24 protein-coding genes are annotated in these 21,662 nt (G+C 67.7%); 8 read left to right on the plus strand and 16 right to left on the minus strand.

Translation table 11 applies throughout. The annotated features are described in order from the left end of the window. Positions 1-33: 33 nt before the first annotated feature. Positions 34-465, plus strand: a complete 432-nt coding sequence (locus tag PSEK12I1_RS0110555; protein WP_027598335.1) for a DUF4174 domain-containing protein — start codon at positions 34-36, stop codon at positions 463-465. A gap of 590 nt (positions 466-1,055) precedes the next feature. On the opposite strand, the gene PSEK12I1_RS0110565 is transcribed toward PSEK12I1_RS0110555, so the two are convergent. Together PSEK12I1_RS0110565 and PSEK12I1_RS0110570 are read right to left on the minus strand one after the other, a co-directional pair. Beyond that, the gene (locus PSEK12I1_RS0110565; RefSeq protein ID WP_027601487.1) at positions 1,056-1,724 is read right to left on the minus strand and encodes a glutathione S-transferase family protein; all 669 of its coding nucleotides are present in this window, start codon (positions 1,722-1,724) and stop codon (positions 1,056-1,058) included. A 25-nt stretch (positions 1,725-1,749) separates the two neighbouring features. Next, entirely contained in the window at positions 1,750-3,030 is a 1,281-nt protein-coding gene (locus tag PSEK12I1_RS0110570; RefSeq protein ID WP_027598333.1) for a mechanosensitive ion channel family protein, read from the minus strand. Between the two features lie 112 nt (positions 3,031-3,142). Between PSEK12I1_RS0110570 and PSEK12I1_RS0110575 the strand changes: the two genes are divergently transcribed. Together PSEK12I1_RS0110575 and PSEK12I1_RS0110580 are read left to right on the plus strand one after the other, a co-directional pair. Further along, complete coding sequence (locus PSEK12I1_RS0110575; RefSeq protein ID WP_027601488.1) at positions 3,143-3,532, plus strand: DUF6491 family protein; 390 nt, start codon at positions 3,143-3,145, stop codon at positions 3,530-3,532. A gap of 6 nt (positions 3,533-3,538) precedes the next feature. After that, positions 3,539-4,102 carry a DUF488 family protein gene (locus PSEK12I1_RS0110580; protein ID WP_027601489.1) on the plus strand — a complete coding sequence of 188 codons (564 nt, stop codon included), beginning with the start codon at positions 3,539-3,541 and terminating at the stop codon, positions 4,100-4,102. Here the strand turns inward: PSEK12I1_RS0110580 and PSEK12I1_RS0110585 are convergent. The 3 genes from PSEK12I1_RS0110585 to PSEK12I1_RS0110595 form a co-directional block, all read right to left on the minus strand. After that, the gene (locus PSEK12I1_RS0110585) at positions 4,099-4,293 is read right to left on the minus strand and encodes a hypothetical protein (RefSeq protein WP_027601490.1); all 195 of its coding nucleotides are present in this window, start codon (positions 4,291-4,293) and stop codon (positions 4,099-4,101) included. The genes PSEK12I1_RS0110580 and PSEK12I1_RS0110585 overlap by 4 nt on opposite strands. Before the next feature lie 108 nt (positions 4,294-4,401). Further along, positions 4,402-5,223, minus strand: a complete 822-nt coding sequence (locus PSEK12I1_RS0110590; RefSeq protein WP_027601491.1) for a M23 family metallopeptidase — start codon at positions 5,221-5,223, stop codon at positions 4,402-4,404. A gap of 76 nt (positions 5,224-5,299) precedes the next feature. Next, positions 5,300-6,406 carry an L-dopachrome tautomerase-related protein gene (locus PSEK12I1_RS0110595; protein ID WP_027601492.1) on the minus strand — a complete coding sequence of 369 codons (1,107 nt, stop codon included), beginning with the start codon at positions 6,404-6,406 and terminating at the stop codon, positions 5,300-5,302. Positions 6,407-6,566: 160 nt separating this feature from the next. Here PSEK12I1_RS0110595 and PSEK12I1_RS0110600 point away from each other — a divergent pair, with 160 nt between their 5' ends. Beyond that, on the plus strand, positions 6,567-6,746 hold the full coding sequence (locus PSEK12I1_RS0110600; protein WP_027598327.1) for a hypothetical protein: 180 nt from the start codon (positions 6,567-6,569) through the stop codon (positions 6,744-6,746). Between the two features lie 3 nt (positions 6,747-6,749). Here the strand turns inward: PSEK12I1_RS0110600 and PSEK12I1_RS0110605 are convergent, their stop codons facing one another. Beyond that, positions 6,750-7,787 (minus strand): purine nucleoside permease, encoded by a 1,038-nt coding sequence (locus PSEK12I1_RS0110605; RefSeq protein WP_027601493.1) that lies wholly within the window; start codon positions 7,785-7,787, stop codon positions 6,750-6,752. Positions 7,788-7,860: 73 nt separating this feature from the next. After that, a complete protein-coding gene (gene xseA, locus PSEK12I1_RS0110610; RefSeq protein ID WP_027601494.1) occupies positions 7,861-9,240 on the minus strand; it encodes an exodeoxyribonuclease VII large subunit in 1,380 nt (459 codons plus the stop codon). A 102-nt stretch (positions 9,241-9,342) separates the two neighbouring features. Here xseA and PSEK12I1_RS0110615 point away from each other — a divergent pair, with 102 nt between their 5' ends. Beyond that, positions 9,343-9,894 carry a hypothetical protein gene (locus tag PSEK12I1_RS0110615; RefSeq protein WP_027601495.1) on the plus strand — a complete coding sequence of 184 codons (552 nt, stop codon included), beginning with the start codon at positions 9,343-9,345 and terminating at the stop codon, positions 9,892-9,894. A 43-nt stretch (positions 9,895-9,937) separates the two neighbouring features. Here the strand turns inward: PSEK12I1_RS0110615 and PSEK12I1_RS0110620 are convergent, their stop codons facing one another. From PSEK12I1_RS0110620 to PSEK12I1_RS0110650, 7 genes are all read right to left on the minus strand, one after another. After that, complete coding sequence (locus PSEK12I1_RS0110620) at positions 9,938-10,888, minus strand: phosphotransferase family protein (RefSeq protein WP_037065319.1); 951 nt, start codon at positions 10,886-10,888, stop codon at positions 9,938-9,940. A gap of 353 nt (positions 10,889-11,241) precedes the next feature. Beyond that, the gene (otnI, locus tag PSEK12I1_RS0110625; protein WP_027601497.1) at positions 11,242-12,021 is read right to left on the minus strand and encodes a 2-oxo-tetronate isomerase; all 780 of its coding nucleotides are present in this window, start codon (positions 12,019-12,021) and stop codon (positions 11,242-11,244) included. A 15-nt stretch (positions 12,022-12,036) separates the two neighbouring features. Further along, positions 12,037-13,497, minus strand: a complete 1,461-nt coding sequence (locus tag PSEK12I1_RS0110630) for an SLC13 family permease (RefSeq protein ID WP_027601498.1) — start codon at positions 13,495-13,497, stop codon at positions 12,037-12,039. A gap of 140 nt (positions 13,498-13,637) precedes the next feature. Next, complete coding sequence (locus tag PSEK12I1_RS0110635; protein WP_027601499.1) at positions 13,638-14,276, minus strand: aldolase; 639 nt, start codon at positions 14,274-14,276, stop codon at positions 13,638-13,640. Next, complete coding sequence (gene otnK / locus PSEK12I1_RS0110640; protein ID WP_027601500.1) at positions 14,273-15,565, minus strand: 3-oxo-tetronate kinase; 1,293 nt, start codon at positions 15,563-15,565, stop codon at positions 14,273-14,275. The genes PSEK12I1_RS0110635 and otnK overlap by 4 nt, the downstream gene beginning before the upstream one ends. 5 nt (positions 15,566-15,570) lie before the next feature. Further along, on the minus strand, positions 15,571-16,464 hold the full coding sequence (gene ltnD / locus PSEK12I1_RS0110645; RefSeq protein ID WP_027601501.1) for an L-threonate dehydrogenase: 894 nt from the start codon (positions 16,462-16,464) through the stop codon (positions 15,571-15,573). 21 nt (positions 16,465-16,485) lie between these two features. Next, entirely contained in the window at positions 16,486-17,190 is a 705-nt protein-coding gene (locus PSEK12I1_RS0110650) for a FadR/GntR family transcriptional regulator (RefSeq protein WP_007163085.1), read from the minus strand. A 192-nt stretch (positions 17,191-17,382) separates the two neighbouring features. On the opposite strand from PSEK12I1_RS0110650, the gene dksA reads away from it, so the two are divergent. After that, entirely contained in the window at positions 17,383-17,787 is a 405-nt protein-coding gene (dksA, locus tag PSEK12I1_RS0110655) for an RNA polymerase-binding protein DksA (protein ID WP_027601502.1), read from the plus strand. Positions 17,788-18,186: 399 nt separating this feature from the next. Here dksA and pdxY read toward each other — a convergent pair whose 3' ends face one another. After that, positions 18,187-19,080, minus strand: coding sequence for a pyridoxal kinase PdxY (pdxY, locus tag PSEK12I1_RS0110660; protein WP_027601503.1), 894 nt, complete (start codon positions 19,078-19,080; stop codon positions 18,187-18,189). Positions 19,081-19,265: 185 nt separating this feature from the next. Between pdxY and PSEK12I1_RS0110665 the strand changes: the two genes are divergently transcribed. After that, a complete protein-coding gene (locus PSEK12I1_RS0110665) occupies positions 19,266-19,703 on the plus strand; it encodes a DUF4345 family protein (protein WP_017638634.1) in 438 nt (145 codons plus the stop codon). Here PSEK12I1_RS0110665 and PSEK12I1_RS0110670 read toward each other — a convergent pair whose 3' ends face one another. After that, complete coding sequence (locus PSEK12I1_RS0110670; protein ID WP_027601504.1) at positions 19,704-20,636, minus strand: LysR family transcriptional regulator; 933 nt, start codon at positions 20,634-20,636, stop codon at positions 19,704-19,706. It abuts the gene before it with no gap. A gap of 120 nt (positions 20,637-20,756) precedes the next feature. On the opposite strand from PSEK12I1_RS0110670, the gene fpr reads away from it, so the two are divergent. Beyond that, positions 20,757-21,536 carry a ferredoxin-NADP reductase gene (fpr, locus tag PSEK12I1_RS0110675; RefSeq protein ID WP_007160677.1) on the plus strand — a complete coding sequence of 260 codons (780 nt, stop codon included), beginning with the start codon at positions 20,757-20,759 and terminating at the stop codon, positions 21,534-21,536. Positions 21,537-21,662 lie beyond the last annotated feature (126 nt).

Below are 21,662 nucleotides of genomic sequence, written 5' to 3' on the forward strand. Positions count from 1 at the left end.
GATTCCCGGCAACCGAACGGAAGGAAGGCGTCCATGAAGACTCTGGTGCTGGCAGGGCTGGCGACCACCCTGATCGCCGGCTTGGCGTCGGCGGCCCAGGCCGCCGACAACCCCCTGGAGGCGGAACGCTGGAAGACGCGGCCGCTGATCCTGGTGGCGCCGACGGCGAAGGATCCCCAGGTCGCGAAGCTTCGCGAAGAACTGGCGCAGCCGGCCAATCGCGAAGCCTTCGTCGAGCGGGAAATGGTGCTCTATACGGTGGTGGGCGAGGCCGGCAGCCGCAACGGCGAGCCGCTGCGGCCGGAGCAGACCCGGGCGCTGCTCAAGGCCCTGGACGCCCGCGCTGGCCAGCCGGCAACGCTCTATCTGGTGGGCAAGGACGGCGGGGTCAAGGTGCGGGAGCAGCAGGATTGGTCGCTCAAGGCGCTGTTCGGCACCATCGACCGGATGCCGATGCGGCGGTAGTCGTGGCTCCCTCACCCCGGCCCTCTCCCAAGGGGGGAGAGGGGGGTCTCCGAGGCCATCCGGACGGCGGGTAGGGTGGACAACGGCGCAGCCTTGTCCACGTGGGAGCGCCGAGCCAGCGGAAACATTGCGGGCTGAGTGCCTGAGCTGATCGCGGCCATGGGCCGCTCCTACAGGCTCCGATGTGACCATAGGAGCGGCCGCATCGGCGGACCGCCATGGCCGCGATAAGTAAGGTGGCGTGCCGTCAGTGGAAAACGCTGGCGCGGTTTTCCACGCTACGGGGCTGGGGTTTTCCCTCACCCCAGCCCTATCCCAAAGGGAGAGGGGGTTTTTTAGGCCATCCGGACGCCGTGTAGGGTGGACAACGGCGCAGCCTTGTCCACGCGGGTAAGGTGCTGTGCCGTTAGTGGAAAACGCTGGCGCGGTTTTCCACGCTACTGGGTTGCAGTTTTCCCTCACCCCAGCCCTCTCCCGGAGGGAGAGGGGGCCTGTCGAGGCAGCCGGATGCAGCGTAGGTTGGATTGGGCTTCAGCGATGTGGCTACTTCAACCCAACCTATTGCGTGAGGATAATAGGCGTCCCAGCCTTCAGGCGTAGACGTACGGCCCACCCTGCTCCAATGCCCGCTGATAAGCCGGGCGGGCATGGATGCGCTTGAGGAAGTCCACCAGCTTGGGGCGCTTGCCGTTGTCCAGGCCGGCGCGGCTGGCGGCGGCTTCCAGGGGGAAGCTGAGCTGGATGTCGGCCGCGGTGAAGCTATCGCCGACGAACCAGCCGCTTTCGCCCAGCTGGCTTTCCAGGTAGTCCAGGTGCAGGTCGAGCTGGGGCTGGATGAAGCTGGCCGTGGCCTTGGCGGCGATGCCCTTGGCGATGGGTTTGGCAAAGAAGGGCATGGGCGAGGTGGCGATGCGGTCGAACACCAGCTTGAGCAGCAGCGGGGTCATGGCCGAGCCTTCGGCATAGTGCAGCCAGTAGGTGTAGCGCACAAACTCCGGGCTGTCCTGGGCGGGCAGCAGTTGCGGGCCGTAGCGCCGCGCCAGGTAGTCGACGATGGCGCCGGATTCGGCCAGGGTCAGGTCGCCGTCGACGATCACCGGCGATTTGCCCAGCGGATGCACCTTGCGCAACTCCGGCGGGGCGAACAGGCCGCCCGCTGCTCGCTCGTAGCGTTGCACCCGATATTCGATACCGAGCTCTTCGAGCAGCCAGAGCACCCGCTGGGAGCGGGAGTTGTTCAGGTGGTGGACGACGATCATGGTCTTTCCTTAGGCCGGAGGCGGGTCAGGGCGCCGGGGTGCCCGGTTCGCCGAGGGAGGTCATGGCCTCGGTCGGCTCCAGCCGCATGCGGAAATCGCGTCCGCTCGGGTGCTGGAACACATGGAGGCCGAATTCCGGGAGGATGGAGAGCAGGTGGTCGAAGATGTCCCCCTGGATGCCCTCATATTGCGCCCACACCGTGGTGTTGGTGAAGCAGTAGATCTCCACCGGCAGACCCTCGCTGGAGAGTGGCATCTGGCGCACCAGCAGGGTCATGCCCTGGTGCACCCCGGGATGGGCGCGCAGATAGCGTTCCACATAGGCGCGAAAGGTGCCCAGGTTGGTGACCCGGCGGGTGTTGACCGGCTCCTGGCCGCGTTTTTCCAGCTTGCGATTCCAGTCCGCCAGTTCCTGCTCCTTGGCGGTGAGGTAGTCGTCCAGCAGGTTGAAGCGGTGCAGGTGCTCACGCTCGGCGTCGCTGAGGAAGTGCACGCTGTTCTGGTCGATGTTGAGCGCGCGCTTGATCCGTCGGCCACCGGCTTCCTGCATGCCGCGGTAGTTGCGGAAGGAGTCGGTGATGAATCTCTTGGTGGGGATGGTGGTGATGGTCTTGTCGAAGTTCTGCACCTTGACCGTGTGCAGGGCGATGTCGATGACGTCGCCGTCGGCGTTGAGCTGGGGCATCTCGATCCAGTCGCCGACGCGGATGATGTCGTTGCTGGAGATCTGCACGCTGGCCACCAGGGAGAGCAGGGTGTCCTGGAAGATCAGCAGCAGCACCGCGGCCATGGCGCCGAGGCCGGAGAGCAGGATCAGCGGCGAGCGGTCGATCAGGGTGGCGATCATCAGGATGACCGCGATGGCGTAGATGACGATCTTGCTGACCTGGACATAGCCCTTGATCGGCTTGAGCCGTGCCGAGGGCCGCCGCGAATAGAGCACGTTGACCACGTTCAGGGCGCTGCCCAGGGCCAGGGCGATGGTCAGCACGATGAAGGCGCTGCAGACGTTCTGCACCACGGTGACCAGGGCCTCGGGACGCCCGGGTACCAGTTCGATGCCGATCGACAGCACCAGGGCCGGGACGATGTTGGCCAGCCGGCCGATGACGCGGTGGTGATTGAGCTCCTGGTCCTGACCAAAGGAGGTGCTGCGCAGCAGGCGATAGAAGCCGCGCACCAAGATGCGCTTGACGATCCAGTTGAGCACCCAGGCCGCCAGCAGCAGGCCGAGGCAGGCGACCAGGGTGAGCAGTTGCGGGTGTTTTTCGAGGTCGTCGATCAGGTTGGTCAGGGCCGTGGGCATAGGGGGTCTCTTGACGGGATACTACGGGCGCCACGTTAGCAAAGCTGCGCCCAGCATGCCGTATTCGGCGTCTGTGCTCGGTCCAAGGTTCAGCCCTTCCAGGAAAAATTCCATGCGCTTCACCCCGACCCTTCTCACCCTCGTCGCCGTGCTGCTGCTCGCCGGTTGCGCCGGACGTCCCTTCGGACCGCCGACCCTGGACGATCGCCTGGCCGAACTCGGCTATCGGCAGGGCGCGGCCATGGACACCATCCTGGGCTTCGATCTGTCCGGCTGGCACTACCTGGACACCCGGCACCTGGCGCTGGGCACCGGGTTGGGCCGCGCCTACCTGGTGGACTTCGCCGTGCCCTGCCGCAATCTGGCCGCTGGCAATCGCCTCGGCTATCGCTCGCGGGCTGCCGGCCTGCGCCCGGGTGACGTCCTCGTCTCCACCGATGCCCGGGGCAACCGTATGGAGTGCCCCATCGGCGGGCTGTATCGCCTCGATCCCTGGCGCTGAAATCCCATGATCCTGACCCTCGGCCACTCCAATCATCCGCTGGCGCGCTATGTCGAGCTGCTGCAGGCGCAGGGGGTGACGGCAGTGGCCGATGTGCGCTCCCAGCCCTATAGCCGCCATGTGCCCCAGTATCGCCGCGAGGCCCTGCGCGACGGTCTGGCCGCGGCGGGGATCGCCTATGTGTTCCTGGGCCGGGAGCTGGGGGCGCGCAGTCCGGATCCGGCGCATTATGAGAATGGACAGCTGCGCTATGACCGCCTGGCCTCCAGCGCGCCGTTTCAGCAGGGATTGCTGCGGCTGGAGCAGGGCCAGGCCCGCTGGCGCATCGCCCTGCTCTGCGCCGAGCGCGATCCCCTAACCTGTCATCGTGGCCTGCTGGTGGCGCCCTGCCTGGTGCGGCGGGGCCTGGCAGTGACCCATATCCATGCGGACGGTCGGCTGGAATCCCAGGCCGTGCTGGAAGACCGGCTATTGGCCGCGAGCGGTCTGGCGGACGGCGATCTCTTCAGTTCGCGCGAGGAACGGCTGGAGCGGGCCTATGCCCGCCACGGCTGGGGGCCAGGTGTCTAGCGCTCGACCGGCTCGCGCTTCTTCCACCAGCCGGCATAGAGGCCGATGGGATAGACACTGACCAGCACGGCGTATACCACCCAGGTGCGCCAGGACCAGGCCGACAGCACGAACCCCTGGGAGAAGCCGACCAGCAGGTAGCAGGCCGCTGCGACCAGCAGGATGCTGCCGAGGCGGGGTTTCTCAGTCATGGCGTCGGCTCCAGGCCCGGGCGGCCGCAGGAAAGAAAGGGCGTTCCTTTTAAGCCGAAGCCGGCTGTCTGGCAATGCCCGCGACTGCAACCAATTGTTTGCGCTCGGTCAGGGCTTGAAGGCGCCGATGAAGATGCTCGGATCGACGCGCACGTCATTGAGGCTGACGTTCCAGTGCAGGTGCGGGCCGGTCGCGCGCCCGGTGCTGCCGACGCGACCGACCACGCCGCCACGGGGCACCTCCTGGCCGACCTGGACGTCGACGCGGGAGAGATGGCAGAACATGCTGATCAGCCCCTGGCCGTGGTCGACGAACACCGTCTTGCCGTTGAAGAAGTAGTCGCCCACCAGCACCACCTTGCCGGCCGCGGGCGCCTTGACCGGCGTGCCGGCGGGCACCGCGAAGTCCAGGCCGGAATGCGGATTGCGCTCCTGGCCATTGAAGAAGCGGCGCAGGCCGAAGGGACTGGAGAGCGGGCCGTCCACCGGCTTGTCGAGGAGCAGATTGCTGGGCTGGTTCGGCGAGAACAGCCGGTAGGCGGCCTGCTGTTCGGCCAGTTCGCGCTCGAAGCGCTTGAGGTCCTCGGGATTGGGCGTGACCTGGCGCTGGTTCTTCAGGGTGATGCGCTGCTCGGCATAGTGGCGGTTGCCGACCGTGAAGGCCTGGGGTGCGGCGCCGGCGACCTCCAGCGGCTGGCGACCCGCGGCGGTGCCCAGGGGGATGCCGACGATGGCCACCCAGCCGTTGCCGTCCTTGACCACCAGCACCGGCTTGCCCTGGTAGCGCACCCGTGGCGCCGCGTCGCCGGGGATCGGCACCACGGCGACGCCACCCGCCACGGGCTTGTCCAGCAGGCGTTGCAGGTAGGTACCGGCGTGGGCGGGCAGGGCGAGGAACAGGCAGCAGAGCAGGGGCAGCAGGCGGGACATGGGGTTTTCCAACGGCGAAAACGCCCATGCTGGAGCAGGCGAGGGCCGCAGGGCAAGGCGCCCGCAGCCCGCTTCGTCAGTTGGGCACGATCTTGTAGAGCACGGTTTCCAGGGCCGGCTTCTGCTTGGGATCGAAGAAGCTCATTTCGGGGATGCGCGAATCCGTGACATAGACGGTGCCATCCGGTCCGCGACCAAAGGTGTCCGGCCAGATCAGTTTCTTGTCCTGCACCAGGGTGGTGAGCTGGCCGTTCTCGCGGATCTTCACCGCATGGTCTTCCACCGCGCTGACATAGAGGCGCCCTTGCGGGTCCATCAGCAGGCCATCGGCCGGACCGTTCTCGCCGACCTTTTCCACCTTGGCCGGCAGGCTGGCGAGGTCGTCGCCCTGCAGCGCCGCGGTGGCGATGCGGTAGAGGGTATTGCCCTTGACCGCCTGCCAGTAGAGGTAGTCGCCTGCCGGGGAGAGGGCGATGCCGTCGGCGGAGAATTCCACGCCGCGGCCATCCGGACGCATCAGCGGCTCGCCATCGGCCTTGACCTTGACGCCCTTCTCGGCCTGGGTGCTCGGATCGCCATCCAGGGCGCGCCGCGCCTTGCCGCTCTCCAGATCCAGGACCACCAGGGCGCCGCGGGCACCGGAATCGGTGATATAGGCGTGGCGACCGTCCGGGCTGAATCTCACGTCGTTGAGGTAGCTGCCCTGGGGCGCCACGCTTTCGTCCAGCGCATAGACCTTGCTCACCTGGTTGCTGGCCAGGTCGATCCTGACCAGCTTGGGTGCGCCGGGCACCACCAGCGCCTGGGCCGGAGCGCCCGGATCGATCACCCAGAGACTGCCGCGACCGTCGGCCACCACGGATTGCACGCAGACCCAGTGGTTGCCCGGAGTCAGCTCGTCGCGCTTGGCATTGCGCCAGCCGTTCCAGGCCGGGTCCGGATAAGGCACCAGGCTGCCATCGGGCTTGAGTTCAGCGACCGAGACCTCGCTGTCTTCGGTCCAGCGGGGGAAGTTGACGAAGATCCGTCCGCTCTCGCTGACGGTGACGCCGGTGACCTGGTGATCGAAGCTGGCGACCTTTTCCAGTTTGGCGCTGGACTCGGCGGCCAGGGCGGCCGGTGCCAGGGGCAGGGCGGTCAGCAGGGTGGCCAGGGCGAGGCGGGAGAGGGCGGGTCTGGGCATGGCGGATTCCTGATGGGTGACCGGAAGGGCCGGTCCTGCAGGTACGACTGCGCCAGGCGCCCGGAAGATCGCCGGGGCCGACGGCCGGCCGGCCCTGGCCCCAGGCGGGAACGTCCGTGGAAATCCCGGGGTCCTCCTTCAAACCCCCAGGGAGAAGACCATGCCTCGTCTCATCACCAGCAGCCTGGCCCTGCTGACCCTCGGCGCTCTGCTCGCCGGTTGCGACAAGTCGCCGGAAACGCCACCACCCCAGCGCAGCGAGGTGGTGCAAAAGAGCGCGCCGGGCAGCGATCCGGCTACCCAGTCACCCGAGCGAACCGTGGAGCAGCCCCGCCAGTAGGGCTCAGCTCGCCGGCACGCCCTGCTGCCAGACGTCCCAGTGTTCGACGATCTCCTGCACCAGCGGATTGCCGGTGCGATAGAGATTTTCCAGCGCCGGGGCGAAGCCGCCCTGCTTGGCGTAGTCGAGCAGGTTGTCGACCTCGGAGGCGCCCTTGGCCGGACGGTCGAAGTCCGAGCCGGCACGGACCACCGCCAGGCGTTGCAGGTCCACCTTACCCAGACGGCTGGCGCGCAGCAGGGCCTCGTAGGTGGCGTTGTCCTCCTGCTGGGTGGTGCAGTAGCGGCCCTGGCCGTTGGTGAGCAGGCGGGTCCACTCCTCGGCCCGTTCGGAGAGGCGGGTGCCGGAATACCAGGTGTCGCCGGCAAGGGTGTCGCAGCGGGTCACCACCGGCGGCTGGTTAGCCGGGGCGTAATCGTAGCGTTGGCGCCAGGCCTTGGATTCCGCGCTCTCGGTCAGCTCGGCCTGGCGGGACAGGGCGTAGGCCTTGTCTCTCAGGCGCACATTGAGTTCGAACACCTCGGTCTTGTAGTCCAGCGGCGGTTTCTCGCCCGGCCCCCGGGTGTTGATGCCCAGGTAGCCGGTGGGCCAGTCCTTGGGCACGTCGCGGGGGTCGAGCTCCCACTGGATGCCGAAGTCCACCAGGTAGCGCGCCCAGGCGGTGGTGCCCAGGGTGCCTTCCTTGGGACTGATCCCGGCGATGCCGGCGATCAGGAAGTAGGTGTGTTTGAGGTCGAACTTGGGCGATAGAGTCAGCGCCAGGGTCGAGGCGGCGGCGTTGGCGTGCCCCATTCCAGTGGTCATCAGGCACACCCGTGCCTCATTGCAGAGCACATTTGGATAGTCGGCGGACAGGCCGTCGACGGCGACCTTATGGGTGAGCTTGAGGCGATCGATCCAGGTCTGGGCCTCGGGGGCGAACATCGCCACGAGCATGACCTTGGGTTGCAGCGGCGCGGCGGGCGGGGTCGCGGCCTGGGCCGCGCCGGCCAGCAGGGCGGTGGTGAGGGGAAACAGGGAAGCGCGCAGAAGGGAATGCATGGAGGGCCTCGGTAGGGGGAAATCCTGACCGAGGGTTCAAGATACATGCCACCATCGGTCCGGGTTGGACCGATTAGTCCAACAGAGACAGAGTGGTGGGTTCTTGGTGATTGTCCAGTACCCGCACCGCCAGTTCGCCCTCGGCGAGGCGGGCAATGAGCTTTTGCCCATTGGCGACCTCGGCGGCGGACCGCACGGCATGGCCCCGCTCGTCGAGCAGGATGCTGTAGCCGCGACCCAGGGTCGCCAGGGGGCTGACGATCTGCAGCGTCTGCACGGCGCCGGCCAGGCGTTGCTGGCGCTCCTTCAGCTGGCGCTGCATGACCCGGGGCAGCCGCTCGGCCAGTTGCTCCAGGCGCTGGCGCAACAGCGCCAGCTGGCGCCCGGGATGCTGGCCGGCCAGGCGGGTGTCCAGGTGCGCCAGGCGATCACGGCGACGATTCTGGGCGATGACATAGGCACGGCGCAGGCGCAGATCCAGGTCGTCCAGCCGCTGGGCCTGCTGACGCAGTCGTTCGCCGGGATGGCGCAGGCGGCGGCTGCAGGCCTCCAGGCGCAGGCGTTCCCGGGCCAGGCGCTCGCCCATGCGCAGCAGCAACTGGCGATGCAGACCGTCCAGGCGCTGGCGCAGGTCGGCGCTGTGGGGCGCCAGCAACTCCGCGGCCGCCGACGGGGTAGGGGCGCGGACATCGGCGACGAAGTCGGCGATGGAGACATCGGTCTCGTGGCCGACGGCGCTCACCACCGGGGTCTGGCAGGCGGCCAGGGCGCGGGCCACGGGTTCTTCGTTGAAACACCAGAGGTCTTCCAGAGAGCCACCGCCCCGGGCCAGGATCAGCGCATCGAAGCCCTGGCGGTCGGCCAGTTGCAGGGCGCGGACGATCTGGGCGGTGGCCTCGCGACCCTGCACCGCGGTGGGGATCAGGGTCAGCTCCACCTGGGGCGCGCGTCTCTTGAAGACGCTGACGATATCGCGGATCACCGCGCCGGTCGGCGAGGAAACGATGCCGATGCGCTGCGGATGGGCGGGCAGCGGGCGCTTGCGTTCGGCGGCGAACAGGCCCTCGGCGGCCAGCCGCTCCTTGAGTGCCTCGAAGGCCAGGCGCAGGGCGCCGTCGCCGGCCGGTTCGACGCTGTCGAGGATCAGCTGGTAGTCGCCGCGGCCCTCGAACAGCGAGACCTTGCCGCGCACCTTGACCGCCAGGCCGTCGCGCAGCGCCTGGCGCACCCGGCTGGCGTGCTGGCGGAACAGCGCGCAACGCACCTGGGCCTGGCCGTCCTTGAGAGTGAAATAGAGATGGCCGGACGCCGGCTTGGCCAGGTTGGAGATCTCGCCCTCGACCCAGACCTGGGCGAAGACGTCCTCCAGCAGCACCCGGGCGCGGCTGTTGAGCTGGCTGACGCTGAGCACCTCGCGGTCGAGACCGAGGCGGGCGAAGGGGTCCTTGAACATGGGGCGCTTTCTATGGCTTTCGTCGGCCTCACCTTAGCAGCTATGGGCGCGCGGCGAGCAGCGGATTAAGCTGCGCGCCCCATTCTTCGAGACCCGCGTTCCATGACCCTGCGCCAGACCATCCTCGCTCCCCGCATTTCCAGCCATCCACGGGTGGAGCGCACCGCCGTGGAGATCCTTGGCTGGCTCGCCGCCAGCGGCGTGGTCCGGGCCGAGGCCTCGCCCTGCCTGCCCAGCCGCGGCCGGCGGGGCCATGCGCCGGGTCCGCGACTGACCGAGGTGCTGCGCCTGGCGCCGGGCATGGACGATCCGCGCGACTATGCCGATGGCGGTCTGGAGATCGTCACCGAGCGCTGCATCTTCACCCCGCTGGACGGCTTCGAGGGGCGGGCGCGTTGCCCTGCCTGCCGCCGTGAGATCGGCGAGGCGCTGTTCGAGCACCTGGAGGTGTGGATGCCGGCGGAAAGCGACAACTTCGCCTGCCCGGAATGCGATCACGAAGACGACATCAACGGCTTCGACTTCCCCCAGCCCTGCGCCTTTTCCGACCTGGGCTTCATCTTCAACCACTGGCCGGCACGGGCCTTCGCTCCGGCCTTCCTGGAGGAATTCCGGAGAAGGCTGGGGCAGCCGTTGGCGGTGGTTGAGGTGTAGCCTCCGGGGCGAAGTCCTGGTGTACTAAATCGCCCCGTACCCTTCATGGCAGCCAAGCTGACAATTCAGCGGTACTCCAGCGTCGCAGCTCGTCTTTCACGGGCTCATCCAAGTAGCCGGTCCATACCCTGCGGCTGGGCCCGACCAGGCGATACAGCGTCTGGAATCCCAGGTGCAGACGCAGGCGCCGCCAGGCTTCTGTATCGATAGCCTGGTTGCGTGCGGAGCAATAGCCTACCCAGGCGGCCGCGATGGTCGCTTCGGGATCGACGCCCAAGCGCAGGTCGCGGATCAGGTACTCGCTCAGCAGATAGGCAAGGTCGTACAGGCCTTCGCCAAAGTGTCCCTGTTCAAAGTCGATCACGGAAACCTTGCCGTTGGCGCTGAGGATGTTGCGCGAGTTGAGATCACCGTGCACCGGCTCCTCGGTGCGTTGCAGGTAGTCGGCCGCAAAGTGCTCGCCAGCCTTGCGTAACCCTGGCGGCAGCTCGGATAACACCTGGGTGTACTGCAACTCGATCTTGAAGGCCTTGAACGGTCCGCTGGCGTCCAGCAGCTGCGGGCGTGGCTCTAGCGGCAGGCCGTGCAGCGCACCCAGCCAGGCTGTCACGGCGTGCAGCGCCGTGTCTGCGTCTGGGCCATTGCCCACGATTACGTCATAGAGCGGCTCGCCCTGCGCCTGCTCCATTGCCACGATGTCGAGCGCCGGCTCTACCGCAACCAGAAGGGGCACCGCTACGCGTGGTTCGCGGGCACTCGCATCCAGCGCGAGGTCATGCCAGCGGGAGGCGACCAGGCAGCGCTCAGCGGCGCGGGTGGGAAGCGGCGGAAAGTCGCCGGAGCTTGCCGTATCGGTAAAGCGCTTCAGATAGGTCGTACCGGCAGCGGACTGCACCTGCACCACGCGATTGAACAGTCCGCCGGTGGCCAACTGCAGCCGTTGTGGCGAGGGCCATAGCTGGCGTGCCACAGCCTCCATTTCAGGATCGATCATCGGGGCCAAGGACGTAACCTTCTGCGAGGAGTTGGCGGTGAGTGAGCACGTCTAGGACGTACGTCATGCACAACGACGCTATAGGCTTGGTGTTACCGGAAATAGCTCATGGCTGTGCGGGTTGCCGATGAATTTGGCGGCTGGCGAACATGGAGAAGCCGCCGTGAGTGTTCAGGTGGGGCCGCGACAGCCCCGTAGCGTGGAAAACCGCGCAGCGTTTTCCACTGGGCATGGTGCCTGGCGGTGGACAAGGCTGCGCCGTTGTCCACCCTACCAGTCTGGTCGTAGGTTGGGTTGAGACGGCTCTTTCGTCGAAGCCCAACGGGGGGCGCAGGCAACGCGGGATGTCGGGTTTACGCCCTGAGCTTACGCAACCACTCCAGCCCGACCGAGGTATCGCCGCGGGGGCGGTACTCGCAGCCGATCCAGCCGTCGTAGCCGAGGGCGTCGAAGCGCTCGAACAGGTAGGGGTAATGGAGCTCCCCCAGGTCCGGTTCGTGGCGGTCGGGCACCCCGGCGATCTGCACGTGGCCGATACCGGCGAAGTCGCGCTCGAAGGTCTTGCTGACGTCGCCCTCGACGATCTGGCAGTGGTAGCAGTCGAACTGCACCTTCAGATTGTCAGCGCCTATGGCCTGGCGGATGGCCTGGGCGTCGTCCTGGCGATTGAGGAAATAGCCGGGCATGTCGCGCGGGTTGATCGGCTCGATGAGGATCGTCACCCCGGCCTTGGCCGCCTGCTCGGCGGCATGGGCCAGGTTGCCCAGGTAGGTGTCGCGGGCGCGGGCCCGGTCGACCCCGGTGGGCAGCAGCCCAGCCATCACGTGCACCAGGCGATTGCCCAGCACGGCGGCGTAGTCCAGGGCGCGGTCGATGCCGGCGCGGCACTCGGCCTCGCGACCGGGCAGGGCGGCCAGGCCGCGCTCGCCGGCGGCCCAGTCACCGGGTGGGGCGTTGAACAGCACCTGGGTCAGGCTGGCGGCGTCCAGCCGGGCCTTGATCTCGGCGGCACTGTGCTCATAGGGAAAGAGGTATTCCACGGCCTGAAAGCCATCCGCCGCGGCAGCGGCGAAGCGGTCGAGGAAGGCATGCTCGGGGTAGAGCATGCTGAGGTTGGCGGCGAAGCGGGGCATGGCTTGTCTCCCAGATCAGACGAAGGGCCAGAGCAGCAGGGTGATGGCGAAGCCCAGGCACCCCAGCAGGGTGGTCAGGACGGTCCAGGTACGCAAGCCGTCGGCGACGCTCAGGCCGACCAGCTTGGTGAAGATCCAGTAGCCGGCGTCGTTGATGTGCGACACGGCCAGGCCGCCGGCGCCCATGGCCAGGCACAGCAGGGCCATGTGGTTGGCCGAGAGGTCCAGGGTGGCGATCAGCGGGCCGAGGATGCCGGCGGTGGTGACCAGGGCCACGGTGGTGGAGCCCTGGACCGCGCGCAGCAGCAGGGTCAGCACGAAGCCCAGCGCCAGCACCGGCAGGCCGGTGGCGCGCAGCAGCTCCGAGACCACCGCGCCGATGCCGGTGTCCACCAGCACCTTGCCGAAGACGCCGCCGGCACCGGCGATGAGGATGACCATGGCTACGCCGGGCAGCGCCGAGCCGATGACGTCCGAGACCTGCTCGCGCGACCAGCCGCGGCGGAAGCCCAGCACATAGGCGCACAGCAGGGTGTCGATCAGCAGGGCCACCAGGGGCGCGCCGACCACGGTGAGGATGTCGCGCAGCAGGTTGCCGGCGGGCAGCCAGCTGGTGGCCAGGGTACCCAGCAGGATCAGCACGATGGGCAGCAGGATCAGGGTCACCACCAGGCCGAAGCCGGGCGCCGGGGCGGGCGGCAGACCGGCGGCGAGGCCGGCCGGGGTCTCGTCGACCTTGACCGCGGCGGCGCCGAGGCTGGGCAGGCCGGGGGCCATGTCCTGGCCGCGGCCCCACTGCTGCAGGTGGGTGTCGGTGATCTGCGGACCATAGACGTCACTGCGGATGTCGTCGGTCATGGGGTAGTGACGACGGGTCATGCGCCCGGCCACCCACCAGCCGATCAGGGCCAGCACGGCGGTGATCGGCAGGCCGAACAGCAGCACCCGACCCAGGTCGGCGCCCAGCTGGCCGGCGGCGGCCACGGCGCCCGGGTGGGGCGGCAGCATGGCGTGCACGGTGAGCATGGTGGCGCACATCGGCAGGGCAAAGACGATCAGCGGCTTGCGCGCGGTACGGGCGATGCCATAGGCCAGCGGCATCAGCACGATCACACCGACCTCGAAGAACACCGGGATGCCGACCAGGAAGCCGGCCAGGGTCAGCGCCAGCGGCGTGCGTCGGTTGCCGAAGCGCTCGATCAGCGTCTTGGCCAGGGCCTCGGCGCCACCGGAGAGTTCGATGATGCGACCGATCATGGCGCCCAGGGCGATGATGATGGCGATGTGGCCGAGGATCTTGCCCATGCCGCCTTCGATGGTCGCCACCAGCTTGGACGGCTCGACCCCAGCGGCCAGGGCCACCAGGATACTCACCAGCATCAGCGCCACGAAGGGCTGGAATTTGTACTTGAGAACCAGGAACAGCAGCAGGGCGATGCCCGCCGCGGCGATGAGGACCAGCAGCAACGGACTCATGAACGGGACTCCGGGCGGATGGGGCTGACGACGTGGGACATGGCACTTTCCTCGCTATTGTTGTTTTTTCCAGGGCAAGCCGATCCCGCGACGGCCAACGAGGGCCATCGTGGGGGTATTGCGGTAACGCGGGCTTCAGGTCACCAGACGGCGCCGAAGGTCTCCGCCAGTTCGGCCAGCGCGGCGGCATCCAGCGGCGCCGGGCGCGGCTCGGTCAGCAGCCACAGCCGCGCGGTTTCTTCCAGCTCCTCCAGGGCGAAGCTGGCCTTGCTCACGCTGCTTTCCCAGACCACCGGACCGAGGCGTTCGAGCATCACACCGCGGACCCGGTTGGCCAGCTGCGCCACCTGCTCGGCGACGCTGGCGGCGCCGGGGCGGGCGTAGGGAATCAGCGGGATATGACCGACCTTCATCACCTGGTAGGGGGTGATGGGCGGCAGGATGTCGTCCGGGCGCCACACGCTGGCCAGGGTCAGGGCCACCAGGTGGGTGGAGTGGGTATGCACCACGCCGCCCACGCCGGGATTGCGGTCATAGACCTGGCGATGCAGGGCCAGGGTCTTGGACGGCTTGTCGCCGGAGACCCAGTCGCCGTTCAGGCCGACCTTGGCGATGGCCGCCGGATCCAGGCGACCCAGGCAGGCATCGGTGGGGGTGATCAGCCAGCCGTCTTCCAGGCGGGCGCTGATGTTGCCGGCGCTGCCCACGGTGTAGCCGCGGGCATAGAGGCTGGCGCCGACGGTGCAGATCTCTTCGCGTAGCCGGGCTTCGGCGCTCATGGCTGTTCTCCCGCCAGCTGGCGCAGGGCCTTGGCGAAGAAGTCGCGACTGCCGAAATTGCCGGACTTGAGCGCCAAGGCCAGGGGTTCGCCCTGCACCTGGCCGAGGGTGGCCGGCACGCCTGGATCGATCTGGGCGCCGATGCGCAGGGCCTGTACGCCCAGGGCCTGGACCACGGCGCCGGAGGTCTCGCCACCGGCCACCACCAGACGGCGCACGCCGCGGTCGAACAGTCCGCGGGCGATCTGGCCGAGCGCGCGCTCCACCAGTTCACCGGCGCGCGCCACGCCCAGCTCGCGCTGGATGGCCTTGACCTCGTCGGCGGGGCTGGTGGCATAGATCAGCACGGCCTGGTCCTGCTCGCGCGCCCAGGCGAGGGCGGCGTCGATGGTGTCGTCACCCTGGGCCAGCGCCAGTGGATCCAGGCGCAGGGCCGGGCGACCGGCTTCCAGCCAGGCAGCGACCTGGCCATTGGTGGCCTGGGACGCACTGCCGGCCAGCACGGCTTCGCCACCGGTGGGCAACTCCAGGGCGGCGGCGTCGTGCGCCTGCAGTAGACCGGCGCGGCGGAAATTCTCCGGCAGGCCCTGGGCGATGCCCGAACCGCCAGTCACCAGGGGCAGCTCGGCACAGGCCGCGCCCAGGGTGTGCAGATCGGCGTCGGACAGGGCATCGGCGATGGCCAGACGATGACCCGAAGTCCGGAGCTCGGCGATGGCCGCGCGCACGGCCTCGGGGCCCTTGGCGACCTGGTCGTAGCGCAGCAGCCCTACCTTGCCGCGACTCTGGGCCTGCAGCACCCGCACCAGGTTGGCATCGCTCATGGGCGTCAGCGGGTGGTGCTGCATGCCGGATTCGCTGAGCAGCTGGTCCTGTACGAACAGGTGGCCGCGAAACAGGGTGCGGCCGGTCTCCGGGAAGGCCGGGCAGGCGAGGGTGAAGTCGCAGTCCAGCGCCTCCTGCAGGGCCTCGGCCACCGGGCCGATGTTGCCTTCCGCGGTGGAGTCGAAGGTCGAGCAGTACTTGAAGAAGAACTGCCGGCAGCCACGCTGGCGCAGCCAGGCGAGGGCGGCCAGGGATTCGCTCACCGCCTCGGCCGCTGGTGTGGTGCGGGATTTCAGCGCCACTACCACGGCGTCGGCGGCTTCCAGTTCGGCGTCGGCAGCGGGCACGCCGATCACCTGCACGGTGCGCATGCCGCCGCGCACCAGCATGTTGGCGAGATCGGTGGCGCCGGTGAAGTCGTCGGCGATGCAGCCCAGCAGCGGGCGGGTCTCGGTCGCGCTCATCGGGATCACTCCGCGGCCTTGGGCAGCTCGATGCCCGGGAAGATCTTGATCACCGCCGAGTCGTCTTCACGACCGTAGCCGGCAGTGGAGGCCTGCATGAACATCTGGTGGGCGGTGGCCGACAGCGGCAGCGGGAATTTCGAGGTGCGCGCGGTATCCAGCACCAGGCCCAGGTCCTTGACGAAGATGTCCACCGCGGACAGCGGGGTATAGTCGGCCTTGAGGATATGCGGCACGCGATTCTCGAACATCCAGGAGTTGCCGGCGCTGTGGGTGATGACTTCGTAGAGGGCCTCCGGATCGACGCCTTCGCGCAGGCCCAGGGCCATGGCCTCGGCGGAGGCGGCGATGTGCACCCCGGCCAGGAGCTGGTTGATGATCTTGACCTTGGAACCCTGGCCGGGCGCGTCGCCCAGGCGATAGACCTTGCCGGCCATGGCGGCCAGGACCGCTTCGCCCTTGGCATAGGCTTCCGCGGTGCCGGAGGTCATCATGGTCATCTCGCCACTGGCGGCCTTGGCGGCGCCCCCGGACAGCGGGGCGTCCAGGAGCAGGATGCCGCGCTCGGCCAGGCGCTCGCCCAGCTCCACGGCGTAGGCCGGAGCCACGGTGGCGCAGGCGATCACCAGGCTGCCCGGACGCAGGGCGGCAACCGCGCCCTGCTCACCGAACAGCACGGCTTCGGTCTGCTCGGCGTTGACCACCACGGTGATGAGGATGTCGCAGCTGTCGGCCAGGGCCGCCGGCGAGGTACAGGCCACGCCGCCTTCGCTGGCGAAGGCTTCCAGCACGCTGGCGCGCACGTCGCAGGCATGCACGGCGAAGCCGGCCCGCAGCAGCGAACGGGCGACGCCCAGACCCATGGCCCCGAGGCCGATGACACCGACGTTGTCTTGCATCTTGTTGTTCTCCGTAAAAGGTCAGGCGAAGCCGGCCTGCCGCAGGCGGCGGGCGGCGTTGTAGATGTGCTGGCGGGCGGCGTTGGCGGCGGCCAGGGGATCGCCGAGGCGAATGGCGGCGACGATGGCCTGGTGTTCTTCGTGCACCTGACGGGAGAAGTCCTCGCGCCGCGCCTCGTTGGTGCGGGTGATGCGGGTGGCCGTCTCGAGGTACTGGCTGACGAATTCCAGGGTCCTGATGAAGTAGGGATTGCCGGTGGCCTGGGCGATGGTGCGATGGAAGGCCACGTCGGCGCGTACGCCGTCATGGCCGTCGGCGACCTCTTCGTCGATGGCGGCCAGGGCCTCGTCGATGGCGACCAGATCGGTCTCGCTGCGGTTGATGGCGGCTTCGGAGGCGATTTCGGCCTCGATGGCGCGCCGCAGGTCCAGCAGGTGGAAGACGCTGCCGGGCAGGCTGGCTTCGTCGGCGTCGATACGCAGCGGACGGATGCTGGCGTGAGCGGTGACGAAGATGCCGCGACCCTGCTGGGGCTGCAGCACGCCTTCGTTCTTCAGGCGGGAGATGGCCTCGCGCACCACGGTACGGCTGACGCCGAAGGCTTCGGAGAGCAGGGCTTCGCTGGGGATCTTGCTGCCGGGGGCGAAGACACCGGCTTCGATCTTGTCCAGCAGCTGCTGAGCGACATTGTCGCTCAGGACATTGGCGGGAACCTTGGCGAACATGGAGACCTGCTTATGTGGTTGTAAGGTTGTCATACAGGTTGTGGCGCTACTTTCGCACAGGCTTTTGCCTTTGTGTAGTGGTTTGGGCTGAGGCACTACGGAATTTTTGTGATGGATTCTACGGCTGGCAGGGGCGGGCTAGAGCGGCTATTAAGTGTTATAATATAACATTTGCGGATGGAGGGCTGGTCGATGACCGCTGAAGAACTGCTGGCGCTACCTGCCGCGGACTACATGAACGAGGTCCAGCGCGCATTCTTTCGCCAGTTGCTGCTGACCCAGCGTGGCGATCTGCAGCGCCTGATCGACGAGCAGGTGGAAGACCTGCGCGGCCTCGACACCCATGGCGATCCAGCCGACGTCGGCAATGCCGAGCAGGAACGCCAGTGGCAACTGCGCCAGCTGGAACGGGAAAAGAAGCTGTTGGACAAGATCGACGCTGCCCTGGAGCGCCTGGTCCGCGACGACTACGGCTGGTGCCAGGAGACCGGCGAGCCCATCGGCCTCGCGCGGCTGCTGCTGAGACCCACCGCGACCCTCAGCGTGGAAGCCAAGGAGCGCCAGGAACAGCGGGAGCGGCATCTGCAGTCGTCGTGAGGGATTCGCGGTTGGGCTTCCCTCACCCCAACCCTCTCCCTGGGGGAGAGGGGGCGGTATGGAGCGGCGGAGGATCCCGCAAGGGGCGTAGGGTGGAAAACCGCGCAGCGTTTTCCACGCGTTCAAGGGCTCAGGCGTGAAGCGTTGCCCTCACCCCAACCCTCTCCCGGGGGAGAGGGGGCGGTATGGAGCGGCGGCGGACCCTGCATGGGGGGTAGGGTGGAAAACCGCGCAGCGTTTTCCGCGCGTTCAAAGGCTCAGGCGTGAAGGGTTGCCCTCACCCCAACCCTCTCCCGGGGGAGAGGGGGCAAAGCGGATTGGTAGGTTGGGTTGTGACGGCTGCACCGTCGAAGCCCAACAGCGCCCGGCACCCATGGGCTTCGCTACGCTCAACCCCACCTACGGCAGCCGCTGCGCCTCGAACAACTCGCCCGGTCGCACGATCTGCTCGCGGGCGGCGATCAGCGGCAGGTCGCGGCTGCCGGGGGCGGTGCGGGCGACCAGGGCGTAGAGGGCGCTGACCGCATGGGACGCGGCGGCGGGCGTGGACTGGCCGTTGAGCAACTGGCCCAGCAGCACCGCGGAGAAGACATCGCCCATGCCGTTGGGCAGCGGCTGCAGATCCAGGTAGGGCGTCTGTACCAGCCAGGCGTCCGCGGCCTCCACCACCAGCGTGCTGAGGACGTCGGTCGGCAGATCCGGGGTGCGCAGGCTGGTGATGACGATGGTCTTGGGCCCCGGTTGACCGGGGCGGCCGAGCAGCAAGCGGGCAGCGGCCACGGCGTCGGCGGTGTCGGCCAGTGGCTGGCCGTGCAGCAACTCGAATTCGTACTGATTGGGGGTGATCAGGCTGGCCTGCTCGATGGCGCGGCGGCGCAGGAAGTCGGGAATGCCGGGGCGCACGAAGATGCCGCGGCCGACGTCGCCCATCACCGGATCGCAGAGATACTGCAGGTCACCGCGCTGACGACGGATCTCCTGCACCACGCCGAGGATCACCTCGCCGATGGCGGCGTCGCCCAGGTAGCCGGAGAGCACCGCCACGCAGCGCTCCAGCACCCCGCGGGCGCGCAGGCCGTCGAGCACGTCGTGGATGTGTTCGGGCGGAAAGACCTGGCCCTTGAATTCGCCGTAGCCGGTGTGATTGGAGAATTGCACCGTGTTGACCACCACCGGCTGCAGGCCGAGCAGTTGCAGCGGCAGGGTAGCGGCAGCGTTGCCGACGTGGCCGTAGGCGACATGGGACTGGATGGACAGCACCAGCGGCGGCTGGGCGGGCAGGGCGGCGGGCATGGCGATCTCTCGGGCGGCGGGCTCCGGGTCAGGAGCCGGAAGGGTGGAGGCCTGCAGCTTACCCCAGCGCTTCCGGCGAACCCTAACCCGCCTGTGGCGGTCTGCATCGGCAGTGCAGATCGCTCCCGGCGCTGGCTACACTGGAGCGGCTGTCATTCACCTCTGGCCCCAAGGAGAAACGGGGAATGTCCGAGCTTCGCTTCGCACGTCTGGTGTTGGGTCTGCAGGCCCTGGTCTGGTTTGGACTCGCCCTGGCGCATTGGTTCTATCCCTATGAGATGGCCAATGCCCGCGGCATGGTGCTGATGGATTCGGCCTCGGTGGCCGAGGCGCGGGTCTGGTACGGCGGCATGCAATTCGCCCTGGCGCTGTTTGCCGTGCTGGCCTTCCGGCGGGCGGAATGGCTGTCGGCCGGCCTGCTGCTGGTGGCCTTCGTGCAGCTGACGCTGTTCGTGGTGCGCCTGATCAGCGGCGTACTGGGCGAATCGGCCACCGCCGAGCTGGATCTCTATTCCCAGGGTTATCGCCTGGTGATCGGCGTCCTGGCGCTGCTGGCGTTGCGCGCCCACCGCCGCCACGAGCAGCGGGAGCTGGAGAATCGCCGGATCTACCAGGGCCAATGACTAGCGCCCTGGCCGGGGCCGCGCGGTGTCGATCTGATCGCTGCGGGCGAGGCCCAGGGTCAGCTGGCGACAGAGGTCGAGAAATTCGACCATGGCCCCGGTCTGGTACTTCTGCTTGTGCCAGATGAAGCAGAACTGGCGGCGCAGATCCAGGGTCGGGGTCGCGATGGGCACCAGGGTGCCGCGGGCGAAGGCGTCTCTCAGCGCCAGCCGCGACAGGCAGCCGATGCCCAGTCCCGATTCCACCGCGCGCAGGATGGCCTCGGTGTGTTCCAGCTCCAGCCGCACGTCCAGCGGCTGGGCGTGATGGCGCATGGCCTGGTCGAAGGTCAGGCGGGTGCCGGAACCCTGTTCGCGCAGAATCCAGGCCTGGGCTTCCAGTTCGGCCTGGGTGGCCTCCCTGCCTGCCAGGACGTGTCCGGGCGCGCAGAACACCACCAGTTCGTCCTCGATCCAGGGCTGCACCTCCAGATCCGGATGCTGGCAGTCGCCTTCGATCAGACCGAGGTCGATGTCATGGTTGGCGATGCGTTGCACCACGCTGGCGGTGTTGTGCACGTGCAGTCGCACCCGGCAGTCGGGATGGCGCTGCATGAAGTCGCCCAGCAGCAGGGTGGCCAGGTAGTTGCCGATGGTGAGGGTGGCGCCGACCTCCAGGGAGCCGAAGCCGGTCTTGCCGCGCAGCAGATTTTCCACCTCGGCGCTGCGGTCGAGCAGGGCCACCGCCTTGGGCAGCAACTGCCGGCCCAGGGCGTTGAGCGTCAAACGCTTGCCCGCGCGGTCGAATACCCGGCAGTCGAATTGCCGCTCCAGTTCGCCCAGGGCGGTGCTGGTGGCCGACTGCGACAGACTGAGCGCCTCGGCCGCCCGGGAAACGCTTTCCTGGCGCGCCACGGCGACGAAGACCTCGAGTTGACGCAACGTGAATCTCATATCTGCCTTTTGGATAACCTATATTCGAATTATTCATTTCACGGATATTTTCCCCCTCTATAAACTGTCGCGCAATTTCTATCCAGCCCCGGGCTGTACCGATTTTTCCTGGAGTCATCGATGAGCAACCTGTACACCGAGCGCGTCCTGAGCGTTCATCACTGGAACGACACCCTGTTCAGCTTCAAGACCACCCGCAACGCGGGCCTGCGGTTCGAGAACGGTCAGTTCGTGATGATCGGCCTGGAAACCGAAGGCGGTCGTCCGCTGATGCGCGCCTACAGCATCGCCAGCCCCAACTACGAAGAGCACCTGGAGTTCTTCAGCATCAAGGTGCCGGACGGCCCCCTGACCTCGCGCCTGCAGCACCTCAAGGAAGGCGACAACCTGATGGTCAGCCGCAAGCCCACCGGCACCCTGATCCTCAGCGATCTCAAGCCCGCCAAGCACCTCTATCTGCTGAGCACCGGCACCGGCATGGCGCCCTTCCTGAGCACCATCCAGGATCCGGAAACCTACGAGCGCTTCGAGAAGGTGATCCTGGTCCACGGCGTGCGCTACGTAAACGAACTAGCCTACGCCGACTTCATCACCAAGACCCTGCCGGAGCACGAGTTCATCGGCGACCTGGTGCGTGAGAAGCTCATCTACTACCCCCTGGTCACCCGTGAGGAATTCCGCAACCAGGGGCGTCAGACCGACCTGATGCGCAGCGGCAAGCTGTTCGCGGACATCGGCCTGCCGCCGATCAATCCGCAGGACGACCGCGCCATGATCTGCGGCAGCCCGAGCATGCTGGACGAGACCAGTGCCGTGCTGAACGAATTCGGCCTGACCATCTCGCCGCGCATGGGCGATCCGGGCGACTACCTGATCGAGCGCGCCTTCGTCGAGAAGTAACGCGACCCGGCTCCCCGAAAACCCGCCCTCCGGCGGGTTTTTCGTTTCCGCGGCCCGGCGGGCTGAACTCCCCCGGCGGCGGACCGGTCGGTTGCTGCAGGGCGTGTCATGGCGACACGCCATTGC

The sequence above is a fragment of the Pseudomonas sp. MOIL14HWK12:I1 genome (assembly GCF_000510705.1).
GTDB classification, from domain to species: domain Bacteria; phylum Pseudomonadota; class Gammaproteobacteria; order Pseudomonadales; family Pseudomonadaceae; genus Chryseomonas; species Chryseomonas oryzihabitans.

What these genes read in the sequence shown, in the direction of transcription:
- PSEK12I1_RS0110555 (WP_027598335.1), top strand. Translation starts at nt 34, where the DNA reads ATGAAGACTCTGGTGCTGGCAGGGCTGGCGACCACCCTGATCGCCGGC.
- PSEK12I1_RS0110565 (WP_027601487.1), bottom strand. Translation starts at nt 1,724, where the DNA reads ATGATCGTCGTCCACCACCTGAACAACTCCCGCTCCCAGCGGGTGCTC.
- PSEK12I1_RS0110570 (WP_027598333.1), bottom strand. Translation starts at nt 3,030, where the DNA reads ATGCCCACGGCCCTGACCAACCTGATCGACGACCTCGAAAAACACCCG.
- PSEK12I1_RS0110575 (WP_027601488.1), top strand. Translation starts at nt 3,143, where the DNA reads ATGCGCTTCACCCCGACCCTTCTCACCCTCGTCGCCGTGCTGCTGCTC.
- PSEK12I1_RS0110580 (WP_027601489.1), top strand. Translation starts at nt 3,539, where the DNA reads ATGATCCTGACCCTCGGCCACTCCAATCATCCGCTGGCGCGCTATGTC.
- PSEK12I1_RS0110585 (WP_027601490.1), bottom strand. Translation starts at nt 4,293, where the DNA reads ATGACTGAGAAACCCCGCCTCGGCAGCATCCTGCTGGTCGCAGCGGCC.
- PSEK12I1_RS0110590 (WP_027601491.1), bottom strand. Translation starts at nt 5,223, where the DNA reads ATGTCCCGCCTGCTGCCCCTGCTCTGCTGCCTGTTCCTCGCCCTGCCC.
- PSEK12I1_RS0110595 (WP_027601492.1), bottom strand. Translation starts at nt 6,406, where the DNA reads ATGCCCAGACCCGCCCTCTCCCGCCTCGCCCTGGCCACCCTGCTGACC.
- PSEK12I1_RS0110600 (WP_027598327.1), top strand. Translation starts at nt 6,567, where the DNA reads ATGCCTCGTCTCATCACCAGCAGCCTGGCCCTGCTGACCCTCGGCGCT.
- PSEK12I1_RS0110605 (WP_027601493.1), bottom strand. Translation starts at nt 7,787, where the DNA reads ATGCATTCCCTTCTGCGCGCTTCCCTGTTTCCCCTCACCACCGCCCTG.
- xseA (WP_027601494.1), bottom strand. Translation starts at nt 9,240, where the DNA reads ATGTTCAAGGACCCCTTCGCCCGCCTCGGTCTCGACCGCGAGGTGCTC.
- PSEK12I1_RS0110615 (WP_027601495.1), top strand. Translation starts at nt 9,343, where the DNA reads ATGACCCTGCGCCAGACCATCCTCGCTCCCCGCATTTCCAGCCATCCA.
- PSEK12I1_RS0110620 (WP_037065319.1), bottom strand. Translation starts at nt 10,888, where the DNA reads ATGATCGATCCTGAAATGGAGGCTGTGGCACGCCAGCTATGGCCCTCG.
- otnI (WP_027601497.1), bottom strand. Translation starts at nt 12,021, where the DNA reads ATGCCCCGCTTCGCCGCCAACCTCAGCATGCTCTACCCCGAGCATGCC.
- PSEK12I1_RS0110630 (WP_027601498.1), bottom strand. Translation starts at nt 13,497, where the DNA reads ATGAGTCCGTTGCTGCTGGTCCTCATCGCCGCGGCGGGCATCGCCCTG.
- PSEK12I1_RS0110635 (WP_027601499.1), bottom strand. Translation starts at nt 14,276, where the DNA reads ATGAGCGCCGAAGCCCGGCTACGCGAAGAGATCTGCACCGTCGGCGCC.
- otnK (WP_027601500.1), bottom strand. Translation starts at nt 15,565, where the DNA reads ATGAGCGCGACCGAGACCCGCCCGCTGCTGGGCTGCATCGCCGACGAC.
- ltnD (WP_027601501.1), bottom strand. Translation starts at nt 16,464, where the DNA reads ATGCAAGACAACGTCGGTGTCATCGGCCTCGGGGCCATGGGTCTGGGC.
- PSEK12I1_RS0110650 (WP_007163085.1), bottom strand. Translation starts at nt 17,190, where the DNA reads ATGTTCGCCAAGGTTCCCGCCAATGTCCTGAGCGACAATGTCGCTCAG.
- dksA (WP_027601502.1), top strand. Translation starts at nt 17,383, where the DNA reads ATGACCGCTGAAGAACTGCTGGCGCTACCTGCCGCGGACTACATGAAC.
- pdxY (WP_027601503.1), bottom strand. Translation starts at nt 19,080, where the DNA reads ATGCCCGCCGCCCTGCCCGCCCAGCCGCCGCTGGTGCTGTCCATCCAG.
- PSEK12I1_RS0110665 (WP_017638634.1), top strand. Translation starts at nt 19,266, where the DNA reads ATGTCCGAGCTTCGCTTCGCACGTCTGGTGTTGGGTCTGCAGGCCCTG.
- PSEK12I1_RS0110670 (WP_027601504.1), bottom strand. Translation starts at nt 20,636, where the DNA reads ATGAGATTCACGTTGCGTCAACTCGAGGTCTTCGTCGCCGTGGCGCGC.
- fpr (WP_007160677.1), top strand. Translation starts at nt 20,757, where the DNA reads ATGAGCAACCTGTACACCGAGCGCGTCCTGAGCGTTCATCACTGGAAC.